Genomic DNA, 13,371 nt, shown 5'->3' with positions numbered 1-13,371 from the left:
ACAATTTAATAAATTATTTTATACAAAACAGCAAGTTGCAAGTCAAGCCTATTGTGCTTTTATTGATTCCTGAATCCGTGACGGCTGGACGCATGTTTTGAAATATCTTACTGTAATCAAGTTTAAATTGCATTATAATTTCTGATAATAACCTTCATTTGCCCCTCTTCGGGGAAGAACACTCACGGAGCCAGGTGATTGTCATGATCACGTGTGCCTTGCAAATTATGTATAGGCTTTGGTACGATGAAAGTTAAATCTGTTTCAAGTTGTCCTCTTGCCTCAAAGGAGCGTACCCATGAAAGACTTCAGTTTCAAAGATGTTTTCGATTTGATGAGAAAAACAGCCCCTTTTCTCATCTTTCGTTTTCTTGTTTATTTCGCCATAACCCTTTGTTTTGTGCTGATCACCGGCGCGGGGGCAGGGGTTGGGTACGGGGTCGGCTATATTGCCAACGCCGCGCCGATGGGAGGAATGTGGGGTGGTCTGGTCGGATTTGGTGTCGCCAGTGCCATTATGTATCTGATCCGTGAATACCTGCTTTACATTGTCAAAGCCGGCCATGTCGCGGTCCTGGTCACCTTGATCGAAGGCAAGGAGATTCCCGGCGGCAAGGGGCAGGTCGATTATGCCCGCCAGATGGTTCAGGAGCGGTTTGCTACCTCGAGTCTGCTTTTTGCACTGGATCAATTGATTAAAGGGATCCTGAAAACCTTTAATAAGACCTTCATGAGTGTCGCGACCATCATTCCCATTCCGGGAGCCAAGGGCTTGGTAAAATTTTTCAATACTATTCTGACCTTGTCGCTCACGTATCTCGACGAGGTCATCTTGGCCTATCTCATCAAAACCCGTACGGAAAATCCCTGGGCATCGAGTCGCACGGCAATTATACTCTATGCGCAGAATTATACCAAATTTCTCAAGAATGCCGTGTGGCTCGCTGTTTTTGTGTGGGTTTTGACATTTATGATTTTTTTGCTGGTTCTTGGGCCCGCGGCTCTGCTGGTCAAGTTGTTCCCGGGAACCGGTGGGCCATTGACCCTGATCGTGGCGCTGGTTTTTGCCTGGGGCATCAAACAGGCGGTCATTGAGCCGGTGGCGATGATCGCTCTTATGCTGGTGTTTTTCAAAGTGACTGTAGGGCAGACCGCTGATCCGGAATGGGAAGCGCGGCTTGAAAGTATTTCTATCAAATTCAATGAGTTGAAGCAAAAAGCACTCAAGACGCAACAAGAGCAGACAGCACAATCCGGAGACAGTCAGGAGCAACCACCATCGCCATCATGACTTGTCCGGCACCCACCTTGCTAAAAACAAAGGGGGGAGAGCATCTTTGATGCCAGGATCCGTGAGCGTTCGTCCGTACGTCAGCTGTATTGTCTGTGACCTTTCGATGAATGGAGACTTTATCGGACGGGTACGGGCATTGAAGAAGGCGTGCGGCCGGACGCCCCGAAGGGTGGCTGGTGAAGGGTATTCTCAATGATACCGCCGCAAGTACAATCTGATTACAGCAAGATATATCCCCAAAAAGCGGCCAGACGGCACGAATTCAGCTAATGGTCTTGCAATAAAACGCGTTTCACTCAGTTCCAAAACCAGCTGACAGGGGGCAGAGTGTGTATCGTTCTGCTCGTATCCATCCGGAAACAGCTCTTTTCCCTTGGGTCTTTGTTGCGCTGTCAAATGTCCTCCTTCTTTCACCCATCCGAATATGCCGCTTTGCAACCTGAACATTGCTGATCTTCGCTTGATCGTCGATCCAGGCGAACTGGGATGTACCGACACTTCGGAACTGGTGGAGCACCCCTTGCCCTGGATCGGCCAGGAACGGGCGGAGAGTGCCGCCATTTTCGGTCTCAGCATGGATCAGACTGATTACAATCTCTTTGTTCTGGGTGAGGTTGGCAGCGGCCGTTCTTCGTTGCTCAAACAGGCCATGGATTCGGTTGCTGATAAGCGGATGGCTCCGCCGGATCTGTGTTATCTGCATAATTTCGATGCCCCGGAACATCCTCGCGCTCTCCGTCTGACCGCAGGGCATGGTCGGACCCTCATCCAGAGTATGGAACGGATGACCAAGACGCTGTTAAGAGCAATACCGCATACGTTGGACGGGGCCGAATACAAGCTGGAAAGCGAGCGCATCACCAAGAGTTACAACACGGAAGAGTCGCGGATTTTCTCCGAACTTGAAACCTTTGCCGAGGCCCGTGATTTTACCCTGCGCCGGGAATCCGGCCAGATGCTCTTCACCCTGCGGGGCAAGAAAGGACGGGCCATGACCGAAGCCGAGCTGATTGCCCTGCCCAAAGAACGGCGGGCCGAGATTGCCCAGGCAGAACGGGAACTGCTTGCCGAAATCAACCGCTATTTCGAAATGATCCGCCCCATGGAAGAGGTGATGAACGAGGCTCTTGCGACCTTACGGCGCCAAGTCGTCAAGCCACTTCTCGACCGTGAGGTTGGCAGGATACGCACCTGCTTTGCGCACCAGCACAATGGTTCGGACCGGCTTGATTCCTATCTGCAGCAGGTGATCGACGACCTGCTCAACCATCTGGAACTGTTCAAAGCTTCCGGGGGTGATGACGAAGGCCGCCAGGAGGCCTTGACCAGATTGCTGGCCCGTTATCGGGTCAATCTGGTCGTGGACAACCACGGTCTGCTCGGTGCCCCGGTTTTGATCGAAAACAACCCCCTGTTTCGTTCCCTGTTTGGAAGAATCGAATATCAATCCGAGAACGATACCCTGGTCACTGATTTTTCCCGCATCCATGCCGGCAGCCTGCACAAGGCGCACGGTGGATTTTTGATGTTGCATCTGCGCGATCTGCTCGCCGATGGCCTGGTATGGGAAAAATTGCGCCGCTTTCTGCGCAGCGGCCTGGTGGAGATAGAAGAACCGGGCACGACTTTTGCCCCTATCGCCGCGGTTTCTCTTCAGCCTGAGGCGGTTGATGTCGATGTCAAGATTGTGTTGATCGGTTCTCGCCAGCAGTATTATGAATTGCAAGAAGGCGATCCGGAATTTGCCCGCCGTTTTCGAGTAAAGGTTGATTTTGCTGAAACATTTCCAGCAAACGATCAGACCCGCCGCCTGTCAGCCGTTTTTGTTGCCCATACCTGCCACAAACTTGGCCTGCCGCATTTTTCTGCAACTGCTGTTGCCCGTTTGCTGGAACAGAACCATCGTGAAGCAGCAGACAGAGTGCGGCAAAGCGCAATCTTTGGTCATACCGAAGCACTGATTATGGAGAGTGCCGCGCTGTGCCGGGCTCGCGGTGATACAGTTGTTGAAGCTGCAGATGTCGATGCGGCCCTGGCTGCCCGTTCGCGGCGTCACGATTATCCTGAGCAGCGGATGCGGGAAGCCTTTGTTCAGGGTGATGTCCTGATTGCACTGCACGGTAAACAGGTCGGCCAGTTGAACGGGCTGACCGTTGTCGATCTGGGTGATCACTGTTTCGGCTTTCCGATGCGTGTCAGTGCGCGGACGTACGCCGGTGAAGACGGGTTGATCAATATCGAGCGTGAAGTGGACATGTCAGGACCTATTCACGACAAGGGCGTGCTTATCCTCCAACATTACCTGGCAGCGCTGTTTGCCCGCAATGCTCCGCTCGCTTTGAATGCTTCCATTGTTTTTGAACAGGAATACAGTGGGATTGAAGGTGACTCCGCCTCCTGTGCCGAACTGTATGCCTTGCTTTCTTCGTTGTCCGGACTGCCGCTCAGGCAGGGCATTGCTGTAACCGGCGCCCTCAACCAGTATGGCGAGATGCTGCCGGTGGGTAATATCAACGAAAAGATAGAGGGCTACTTCGGTCTCTGTGCTGACCTCGGTCTGGACGGCAGCCAGGGCGTACTCATCCCCCACCGCAACCGTCGCCGCCTGATGCTCGACCACAAAGTTCTCAAGGCTGTCGAACAGGGGCTGTTCCGGATTCATACCGCGGAGCATGTCATTGAAGGGTTGGAATTAATCACCGGTGTGCCGGCTGGTTTAATCAACGGCAGTGGTCTGTATCCTCAGGGTACTGTACTGGGGCGAGTTCAGAAAACCCTGTCTGTCTACCGACGTGCCTGCCAGGCCTCGGGACAAGGCAAATCTTCTCGATCGTAGAGCAAGTATGGATCGCAAAGGGATACCTGGATCCGTGACAGCTGGGCGCTTGTATTGGATTTATCGTGCTGTAATCATATTATAATTGCAGCGGAATCCTTGACAATAGCTTTCATCAGCCGCCTTTCGAAGGCATCCGTCCTCACGCCATCTTCACCGCCCATAACCGTCCGATACAGTGTACTTTCATCAAACGTTTATTGACAATAAAGCTGACGCACCGACGAACGCTCAGGAATTCAGGGGATAATCGTGACCCTTGGGTGCGGATAATATTTTCCGCCAACTCCTGCTAGTGCTGTCGTTCAGCACCTATGGTGGTGGGAGCGCCGTGACCAGGATATACGAGGGTGTCATCGGGCAGGGCCATCAGTTTTTTGGTGATGCTTTTTTTGAGTTGCTGGTGGTCATGACCGGGAAACAGACCAGGAAGGACTGTGCCGATTTTTCCCTTGAGGAGGGTGTCGCCGGAGAAGAGGACCCCATGACCGTAATAGCAAACACTGTCAGCGCTGTGTCCGGGGGTGTGAAGAACGGTGAAGGAGAGGTCATCCAATTCCACGGTGTCATGGTCTTTGAGTTCTCTGTCCGGTTTGTACGGGAACTGGAAGGGGGTGAAGGTCAGCCCCGGTATGACCAGGGGAGGATCGGCCGATGCCGCCTCCGTTTCGGCGCTGGAGGCAATAAACAGGGCGTTGGTTTTTTTTCTGATGGAGTCAAAGGCACTGACATGGTCGAGGTGCGCATGAGTCAGGGCAATGAAAGCAAGGGAGAGATCGAGTTCTTTAATGGTTGCCAGAATCCGCCCTGCCTGCACGCCGGGATCGATGATCATGGCGCGTCGGGTCGTTGCGGAGGCAACAATGTAGCAGTTTGCTAAAAAAGTATCACCTTCGAGTACTTTGATAATCATGGGCGCCTCCTTGCCGTTTCCTTGAGGACCGCAGCGGATGTCCTGAGTTGCAGGTATTCCAGTGGCGGTATTTTTTTCGTTGAGCGTGAAGAAATCGAGGGGACAAGAGACAGGATCCGCCCCTGAAGAGCCAGCGTATCGCTTCTGTGCCAGCAGTTCCCTGACCTTTGCCCCGCAGCGTTTTCCTCGGCAGTATCCGGCGCCGATACCGGTAACAGCTTTGACTTCCTCAAAACTGTTGGCACCATTGTCAATGGCCTGAATCAGGCGAATCAGTTTGATCCCCGTGCAAAGACAACCAACTCGTGCATGGGCCATAAGCCGTTCATGTCCTCCTGAATCCGTGACGGCTGGACGCTCACGGATCCAGGGTACTATCATGGCGATGAAGCTGTTCGTAAATCTGACGGGCCAATTCCGGGCCGATGCCGGGGGTGGCGGCCAGTTTGGCAACATCGGCCTTCTGGATCCGTTTGAAGCTGCCGAGTGTCTGCAGCAGCTGTTTTTTTCGCCGTGGACCAATGCCCGTGATTATATCCAGCCGGGAATGGAGGTGGTCCTTGCCACGCAGCTTGCGGTGCAAGGTGATACCGAAGCGATGGGCCTCGTCGCGGATGCGCATCAGGTAGAGAAGTACCGGCGAATGAGCGGGTAGCAGGATAGGGTTTTTTCGGCCCGGCCGGAACAGCCTTTCACCTTCGTCCGCCTTTTCTTTGGCAATGGCCGCCAGATCGACCGTATCCAGCAGATTGAAGCGGGCAAGCAGGGTTGTTGCCACTTGTAATTGTCCCTTGCCGCCATCGAGGAGGAGCAGGTCGGGGAGGTCGTTCTGTTCAACCCCCCTGGCCAGGCGACGCTCGAGAACTTCAGCCATCATGGCGTAATCGTCCGGGGTGTCCTGGGATTTGATCCGGTAATGACGAAACTGTCTGGTCATTTTTTCGCCCAGCACGAAAGAGACCAGAGATCCCACCGCCTGCCTGCCCTGCAGGTTGGAAATGTCGAGGCACTCAATGGTGTCGGGCCGGTTGGCAAGCCGCAGGGTCTGTTGCAGGGCTGTGGCCAGGGTAGTCCAGGATTGCTCCTTTTTAGCCTGCTCTGAAAACACCTGGGCAGCATTGTCTGCCGCCATCCGCATCAGGTGCATGCGTTTGCCTCGCCGCGGGACGTTCAGGGTCACTGTGCCCTCGCGAAATTCAGTGAGCCGTTCGCTGATCAGGTCCTGATCTGCAAGCTCGAAGGGCAACAGTACTTCCCGCGGCGGCTGCCGTTCGCTTGAATAATACTGCAAAAGAGTCTGAGCCAGGAGAGACTCGTCCTCACCCAGGGGGTCGGCCAGAAAAAAAGACTGTGCCCCGGTGATCATACCGGCGCGGATAAAGAGCAGGGCAATGCCCACGGAGGCATCCTGACGGTGCATGGCGAACACATCCTGATCCAGGTGGTGCTCGGCAACAATGGCCTGATGCTCGATAGTCCGCTGTACGCCTTTGATCTGATCGCGATATTGGGCTGCTTTTTCAAAAGCCAGGTTTTCGGAAGCCCGGTTCATCTTGGCGGTCAGGTCCTCTATGACGTTGTCAATGCGTCCCTCAAGGATGTTCACGACAGCTCGCACCATGCGTTGGTATTCGCTCGTGTCGACCCTGCCGGCACAGGGTGCGAGGCAGCGGCCCATCTGATGGTTGAGGCATGGGCGGGATCGCTGCTGCACTGTTGCGCAGCGACGGAGGGGAAACTGGGTGTGGAGCAACTGCAAGGTGGCGCGCATGGCTGTGCTTTGTGCATAGGGCCCGAAATAGCGGTTGCCGTCACGGAGCCGTTTGCGGGTGACTACCACCCGAGGCCAGGGGTCCCGGGTGGTCACTTTAATCAGTGGATAATTTTTATCGTCACGGAGGATGACGTTGTAGCGGGGCCGGTGCTGCTTGATCAATGAGGCCTCAAGGATCAGGGCCTCTTTTTCAGTGGTGGTGAGGATGGTCTCCACCCGCCGGACGTGGGAGAGCATCACCGCTGTCTTCGAGTGCGCTGGACCGGTGAAGTGGGCGTACTGGCTCAGTCGTTTGCGCAGATCAAGTGCTTTGCCGACGTAGAGGACCTGTGTTTTACCCAGCATCTGATAGACACCAGGTCCGTGGCTGACGGTGGCGAGAAACTCGGCGGACAGAGGGTTCCTGTCCACCGGGGCTCTGATCGCCTCAGGGCTTGATGTAGGCGTAGCCATCCTGCTGCAGTTCGATCAGAGTCACCACTCCGGCCGGGACAAGTTCACATCCCTCAATCAGGTTTTCAGGGGCGACGTTGAAGCGGTTGAGAGCGTTGCGACAGACTTTGAATGAGACCCGTGTCTGTTGCAGCTGCCAGATTTCTTCACGATATTGAGCACATTCCTCATTCTGCAGCAGAGTGACGGCTGGTCCGTTGAAGAGCAGGACCAAGTCATAATGTTTTTCCGGGATGGCCCGGAGAAGATTGGCGACATTGGTCAGGGCCAGACTGAAAGTTTTGACATCATCCATGTCGACGTGGAAGACGGCGCGGTAGATCATGTTTGCATGCTCCTTATGTTCTCTACAGGGGCTGAAAAGGTGCTTTCAGCGGCAGAAAGGGCGAGGTTTTTTCGATTGAACAGATCATCCGGTGATCGCCATAACCATGGATGTGGCTGCGGGTTCGCTCATGCGGTCACCTGGTGCAAGGCGGCATCGAACAGGTTGCGGGTATATTCCTGGCGCGGATTGGTAAAAAGGGTCGCTGCCGGACCACTCTCGATGACACGGCCCTGACGCATGACCACCAGTTGATCGGCCAGGGAGCGGACTGTCCGCAGATCATGGGTGATGAAAATATAGGTGAGCCGGTAGCGATCCTGTAGAGTACGCAGCAACTCAATGATCTGCTTCTGGATGGTCATGTCCAGGGCACTGGTGGGTTCGTCCAGAATCAGCAGCCTGGGGCGGAGGATGACAGCTCGGGCGATGGCGATCCGTTGGCGCTGGCCGCCGGAAAATTCGTGGGGATAACGGCTGGCTGTGTCCGGATCGAGTTCGACGTCCCGCAGGGCTTGGAGAACCAGGGCACGCCGTTCCGCTGCGGTGCCGCCCATGTTGTGGACCTGCAGTCCTTCAGTGATGATCTGTTCCACGGTCATGCGTGGCGACAGGGATGAAAAAGGGTCCTGGAAAACAATCTGCAGTTCCTTGCGCAGCGGACGGAGATCCTTGCCGCGCAGACCGGCAAGGCGGTGGGTGGTGCCACCGCTGTGATAGAGGACTTCGCCGTTATAGTCAATGAGATTGAGCAGGCAGAGGGCCAGCGTTGATTTGCCGGAGCCTGATTCACCCACCAGGCCAAGCGTTGTTCCTTCGTTGAGGGACAAACTGACCCGATCCACGGCGGTCAGCACTCTTTTTTTCCGGCGGAATAAACCCTGCCATTCCGATTTGAGAGGAAAGGTGCAGGTGATATCTTTGAGTTCACACAGCTTGGGTCCACCTTGACGAGGCGCTTGTATCCCTTTGGGCAAGGCAGCCAGGAGATGACGGGTGTATCCCTCCCGCGGGTGGTCAAAAATTTCCCGCACCGGGCCCTGTTCAACGATTCTGCCGCGATGCATGATGGAAACCGTATCAGCAATTCGGCGTACCATGGGCAGGTCATGGGTGATGAGCAGAACCGACATGCCGTATTCCTGTTGAATGTCGGTGATCAGGCGGAGAATTTGTGCCTGAATAGTGACATCCAGGGCCGTGGTCGGTTCATCGGCGATCAATAGCTTGGGGCGACAGGCCAGGGCCATGGCGATGACCACCCGCTGGCGCTGGCCGCCGGATAATTGGTGCGGGTAGCAGTCGATCCGGGACTCGGGGTTGTCGATACCGGTGCGGTCCAGCAGATGCAAAGCCTGTTGCCTGGCTTGCTTCGCCTCGAGCGACCGATGCAGGAGGAGTGGTTCCATCAATTGATTGCCGATGGTATAGACCGGATTGAGGGCGGTCATGGGTTCCTGGAAGATCATGGCGATGCGGTTGCCACGGATGGCCCGGAGATCTTTTTTCTTCAGGGTGGTCAGTTCGATCCCTTCAAAATGAATGGAACCGCTGCTTGCCACTCGGCTCGTTTCCTCCAGAAGTCGAAGGATGGCCAGCGCTGTCACCGTTTTTCCGGAACCGGATTCCCCGACCAGGGCATGTGTTTCTCCCTCTGCAAGTTGCAGACTGATATTGTTGAGCACGGATTCCTGCGCCGCCTCGTGGGCATGGGCGAGGAAGGTCAGAGAAAAGTTGTCGATGGTCAGCAAAGGGGCCATGAGCATATCGTACACAGAGGATGAAAGTCGTTACTCTACCCGAGGGACATCTTGTCGGCAACAGGAAGATGGACCAGGGCTTCCAGGCTGTTTCTTGGTCAGGTTGCAATTAAGATCTTGAAAAAATGGACAGAGTGACTACTTATTTGCCATTGTACGTCAATGAATTGGTCATTTTGACCGGCTTTTCTCCGGTAATGGTCTCTTTGTTGACCTTGCCGTATTCCTTGTTGATACTCGGCTGCCGGCCTTGCCTCGATGGTCGATCAGGCGTCCGTGCACATTATGACTGGAGATCTGCAGTTTGCGTCTCCGTATGGGAAGCGCAGGTAAACGGTTCCATTTTCGGGGGCATGCAGCCTTTTCCCTGTACCCGGCAAAACGTTTGCTCGTATTTAATCCATCCGTGTCGATAGCATGTCATTACGTTTCCCGTCCTTCTCCTCCATCAGAGACAGTTCTCTCTTCGTCCTGACCCTGGCCGGTGTGGGCTGGCTGGTTCTGCGGGGAGGGGAGCAGTTGGGGTACAACTGGCATTGGCGACAGATACCCCGTTATCTGTTTACATATACCGACGGTCAATTTATCCCCGGCCCTCTGTTGCAGGGGTTAATGGTGACCCTGGAGATCACTGCTGTCAGCCTGGTGTTTGCCGCCTGTATCGGGTTGGTGACTGCCTTGCTCCGACTCTCCAACTCCACGGTTGGCCGATGGTTGGCCAGGGTGTATCTGGAGGTCATTCGCAATACTCCGCTCCTGGTACAGATTTTCTTTCTGTATTTTGTCATGGCTCCTATCTTTGACATCGGCAGGACGGCCACGGCTATTCTGGCCTTGAGTCTGTTTGAAGGAGCCTATGCCTCGGAGATTTTCCGAGCCGGGATTCAATCCATACATCGGGGGCAATGGGAAGCTTCCCATAGTCTGGGTTTGAGCCGCTATCAGGCGTATCGCTGGATCATCCTGCCCCAGGCGGTGCGCCGTATCCTGCCGCCTCTAACCAGTCAGGCCGTTTCATTGATCAAGGACTCCGCCCTGGTCAGCACCATAGCCGTGTATGACCTGACCATGGCGGGACGGGTCATTATCGCCGAGACCTTTCTTACCTTTGAACTCTGGTTTACGGTGGCGGCAATCTACCTGCTGCTGACCCTGACCCTGTCGGCTCTGGCCAATGCACTGGAGCGCCGATTTCCCAGGATTACCTGAATGGAAAAAAATATTCATGCTGCAACAGACCAGGATGAGCCTATTATCATCGCTGAGCATCTGGTCAAGATTTTTCCGGGTTCCGTGCCGGCCTTAAACGATTTTTCGGTGCAGGTCAAGCGAGGAGAGGTCCTGGTGGTTGTCGGGCCCTCGGGGTCAGGAAAATCGACCTTTCTTCGTTGCCTCAATGGTCTGGAAATGATCGACTCCGGCCGTATTGTCATTGATTCGATTCCACTCGATGCCAACGAAAAAAATCGTTTGGCTATCCGACGCGAGGTTGGCATGGTCTTTCAGTCCTTCAACCTGTTCCCCCATCTCTCGGTGCTGGAAAACGTCAACCTGGCCCAGTGTCTGGTACGGAGCAAGAGTAAAAAAGAGGCGACCCGGGCCACTGAAGAATTGCTCGCTAAAGTGGGCCTGTCGGATAAGATTGGCGGTTATCCTGATGAACTATCCGGCGGTCAGCAGCAGCGGGTCGCCATTGCCCGGGCCCTGGCATTGCGTCCCAAGGTCATGTTGTTTGATGAGGCGACCAGTGCGCTGGATCCGGAAATGATCGGGGAGGTCCTTGATGTCATGCGCACCCTGGCGGAAGAGGGTATGACCATGGTTGTGGTTACTCACGAAATGGGGTTTGCGCGGGAAGTCAGTGATCGGGTGGTGTTCATGGAGGCTGGCCGTATCGTTGAAGCCGCTGCAACGCGGCAGTTTTTTCTCCATCCCGCCCAGGAGCGGACCCGCGATTTTCTCCGCCAGATTCTCTGACAGGAGATGGAACATCAGGTCTGTCCATCGCTCATGTACCCTTTGCCGGTCATCCTTGAGCAGGTCAGGCATCTGTTGAGTACGTTGAACAAACAACAAAACAAGGAGGTGGATATGAAACGACTGGTTTTAACGCTGCTGACAACCATGGCTATGCTATTCATGCTGACGGTGGTGCCAGGAAGTACTGCGGAACTGCAGCGCAAACTCGCTGCTGAGAGCACCATTGAACAGATCATCCAACGCGGTGTCATCAGGGTGGGTATGGATGTGTTTGTCCCCCATGCAATGAAGGATAAGAAGGGCGAATTGATCGGTTTTGAGATCGATGTGGCCAGAAAATTGGCCGAAGATATGGGCATCCGGGTGGAGTTTGTTCCCACCAAGTGGTCCGGGATCATTCCGTCGCTGATTGCCGGCAGATTCGATGTCATCATCGGAGGCATGACCATGACCACTGAGCGGAACATGAAAATCAATTTTACCAATCCCTATTATTTCACCAGTCAGGGATTGCTTGCTCATCGGAAGATGAGCGAGGGGTTTACCATCGATGATTTCAATAGTCCCGAGATCACCCTGGTAGCCCGATTGGGTTCTACCGCCGCCGTAACTGCCAAAAACCGCTTTCCTCTGGCAACGTTGCGGCTTTTTGATGACGAGCCCTCCGCAGTGCAGGAGGTCCGCAATGGCCGGGTGCATGGCATGGTGGCCGGACAGCCATTGCCCGCCCATAGCGCCGAACTTGCTCCGGAAACCCTGATGGCGTATCCTGATCAACTGATGAAGGAACCCATTTCTTTCGGTATCCGCAAGGGAGATGTCGACACACTCAATTTCTTTAACAATTGGATCGAGATCACCAAAAACAGGGGCTGGTTTGAAGAGCGGTACAACTACTGGTTCGGTTCACTCCAGTGGCAGGAATTGGTGCAGTAATCCTCTCGTGATGACCTCCATCGGTTGACCGTGCTGACCTCTCGCCGTTCCTTTCATGGGCTTGATGCCATTCTATTGACCCTGCTGCTGGGCGCAGCAGGGTTTGTCGTCTATCGGATCACCTATCACCTTGATTATACCTGGAACTGGTCAGTGATTCCCCAGTTTCTCTTCCGCTATGACCAGGAGGAAGGGCGGTGGGTATCCAACTATCTCATTCATGGCCTGCTGACAACGATACGTTTAAGCGTGTGGAGCAGTATCCTCGCGTTGACCCTTGGTCTGTTCATGGCCCTGGCCCGGACCGGTCGAAGTTTATACTGGCGGATGATGGCGCGAACCTACATCGAATTGATGCGCAATCTGCCGCCGCTGGTTATCATTTTCCTGTTCTATTTTTTTCTTGCCAACCAACTCATTCCGCTCCTGGATCTTGATATCCTCGCCGGAGAAGCCGCGCCTTTCTGGCAAGGGGTGCTCCGTTTTTGTTTTGGCCAACCGGAACAACTTTCTGTTTTTCTTTCCGCGGTGATCACCCTGGCGGTTTTTGAAAGCGCTTATGTAGCTGAGATCCTCCGTTCCGGTATTGAATCCATAGGTCGTTCTCAATGGGATGCGGCCCAGGCACTGGGGTTGACTCGTGGCCAGATCCTGCGCCATGTGATTCTGCCCCAGGCGTTTCGCCGGGTATTGCCGCCGTTGGCCGGGCAGATGATATCGCTCATCAAGGATTCGGCCATTGTTTCGGTCATCTCTATCCAGGAACTGACTTACCAGGGAACACAACTGATGGCCTCGACCTATTTGACCATCGAGGTATGGTTGACCATTGCCGCCATGTATTTTCTGTTGACTTTTCCATGCTCTCTGGCTGTTGACCGGATGGACCAACAGTTGAACCGTACCCGATTACGGGGTTAGTTTTTTTGTTCTTGACGTGACCCTTCACCGGTTGCAACCATAAGGCACCTAACCTGAAGTTGGAACCCTTGACAGCTGATACGGATGCTGGGATGACTGGAAAAAGCTGCCGGCATTGGTTGCGGTGCCAGAACCAACGCGTTATTTTATCATCTATATTATTCGTTGCTGTTTTCCGT

Annotated in this window: 10 protein-coding genes; 6 read left to right on the top strand and 4 right to left on the bottom strand. The window is 54.3% G+C overall.

What is annotated here, in order from left to right; translation table 11 throughout:
* Positions 1-298 precede the first annotated feature (298 nt).
* Positions 299-1,291 (top strand): hypothetical protein, encoded by a 993-nt coding sequence (locus tag JWG43_RS05615; RefSeq protein WP_205241836.1) that lies wholly within the window; start codon positions 299-301, stop codon positions 1,289-1,291.
* Positions 1,292-1,718: 427 nt separating this feature from the next.
* Positions 1,719-4,130 carry a Lon protease family protein gene (locus tag JWG43_RS05610; RefSeq protein ID WP_205241835.1) on the top strand — a complete coding sequence of 804 codons (2,412 nt, stop codon included), beginning with the start codon at positions 1,719-1,721 and terminating at the stop codon, positions 4,128-4,130.
* Positions 4,131-4,422: 292 nt separating this feature from the next.
* Here JWG43_RS05610 and JWG43_RS05605 read toward each other — a convergent pair whose 3' ends face one another.
* The 4 genes from JWG43_RS05605 to JWG43_RS19885 all read right to left on the bottom strand — a co-directional run bounded on the left by JWG43_RS05605 (position 4,423) and on the right by JWG43_RS19885 (position 9,355).
* On the bottom strand, positions 4,423-5,361 hold the full coding sequence (locus JWG43_RS05605) for an MBL fold metallo-hydrolase (protein WP_240193406.1): 939 nt from the start codon (positions 5,359-5,361) through the stop codon (positions 4,423-4,425).
* 40 nt (positions 5,362-5,401) lie between these two features.
* Positions 5,402-7,228 (bottom strand): excinuclease ABC subunit UvrC, encoded by a 1,827-nt coding sequence (uvrC, locus tag JWG43_RS05600; protein WP_338033239.1) that lies wholly within the window; start codon positions 7,226-7,228, stop codon positions 5,402-5,404.
* 16 nt (positions 7,229-7,244) lie between these two features.
* On the bottom strand, positions 7,245-7,595 hold the full coding sequence (locus JWG43_RS05595; protein ID WP_205241832.1) for a DsrE family protein: 351 nt from the start codon (positions 7,593-7,595) through the stop codon (positions 7,245-7,247).
* A 128-nt stretch (positions 7,596-7,723) separates the two neighbouring features.
* A complete protein-coding gene (locus tag JWG43_RS19885; RefSeq protein WP_205241831.1) occupies positions 7,724-9,355 on the bottom strand; it encodes an ABC transporter ATP-binding protein in 1,632 nt (543 codons plus the stop codon).
* 417 nt (positions 9,356-9,772) lie between these two features.
* Here JWG43_RS19885 and JWG43_RS05585 point away from each other — a divergent pair, with 417 nt between their 5' ends.
* The 4 genes from JWG43_RS05585 (at position 9,773) to JWG43_RS05570 (ending at position 13,192) form a co-directional block, all read left to right on the top strand.
* Positions 9,773-10,564 carry an amino acid ABC transporter permease gene (locus JWG43_RS05585; protein WP_205241830.1) on the top strand — a complete coding sequence of 264 codons (792 nt, stop codon included), beginning with the start codon at positions 9,773-9,775 and terminating at the stop codon, positions 10,562-10,564.
* Complete coding sequence (locus JWG43_RS05580) at positions 10,565-11,332, top strand: amino acid ABC transporter ATP-binding protein (protein ID WP_240193405.1); 768 nt, start codon at positions 10,565-10,567, stop codon at positions 11,330-11,332.
* 114 nt (positions 11,333-11,446) lie between these two features.
* Entirely contained in the window at positions 11,447-12,271 is an 825-nt protein-coding gene (locus tag JWG43_RS05575) for a transporter substrate-binding domain-containing protein (protein ID WP_205241829.1), read from the top strand.
* Between the two features lie 30 nt (positions 12,272-12,301).
* Positions 12,302-13,192 (top strand): ABC transporter permease subunit, encoded by an 891-nt coding sequence (locus JWG43_RS05570; RefSeq protein WP_205241828.1) that lies wholly within the window; start codon positions 12,302-12,304, stop codon positions 13,190-13,192.
* Positions 13,193-13,371 lie beyond the last annotated feature (179 nt).

This window comes from Desulfobulbus alkaliphilus (genome assembly GCF_016918545.1).
Lineage (GTDB): Bacteria > Desulfobacterota > Desulfobulbia > Desulfobulbales > Desulfobulbaceae > Desulfobulbus > Desulfobulbus alkaliphilus.
Note: the sequence above shows the minus strand (reverse complement) of the source record. Positions and strands in the feature narration are given on the sequence as shown.

What these genes read in the sequence shown, in the direction of transcription:
- JWG43_RS05615 (WP_205241836.1), top strand. Translation starts at nt 299, where the DNA reads ATGAAAGACTTCAGTTTCAAAGATGTTTTCGATTTGATGAGAAAAACA.
- JWG43_RS05610 (WP_205241835.1), top strand. Translation starts at nt 1,719, where the DNA reads ATGCCGCTTTGCAACCTGAACATTGCTGATCTTCGCTTGATCGTCGAT.
- JWG43_RS05605 (WP_240193406.1), bottom strand. Translation starts at nt 5,361, where the DNA reads ATGGCCCATGCACGAGTTGGTTGTCTTTGCACGGGGATCAAACTGATT.
- JWG43_RS05595 (WP_205241832.1), bottom strand. Translation starts at nt 7,595, where the DNA reads ATGATCTACCGCGCCGTCTTCCACGTCGACATGGATGATGTCAAAACT.
- JWG43_RS19885 (WP_205241831.1), bottom strand. Translation starts at nt 9,355, where the DNA reads ATGGCCCCTTTGCTGACCATCGACAACTTTTCTCTGACCTTCCTCGCC.
- JWG43_RS05585 (WP_205241830.1), top strand. Translation starts at nt 9,773, where the DNA reads ATGTCATTACGTTTCCCGTCCTTCTCCTCCATCAGAGACAGTTCTCTC.
- JWG43_RS05580 (WP_240193405.1), top strand. Translation starts at nt 10,565, where the DNA reads ATGGAAAAAAATATTCATGCTGCAACAGACCAGGATGAGCCTATTATC.
- JWG43_RS05575 (WP_205241829.1), top strand. Translation starts at nt 11,447, where the DNA reads ATGAAACGACTGGTTTTAACGCTGCTGACAACCATGGCTATGCTATTC.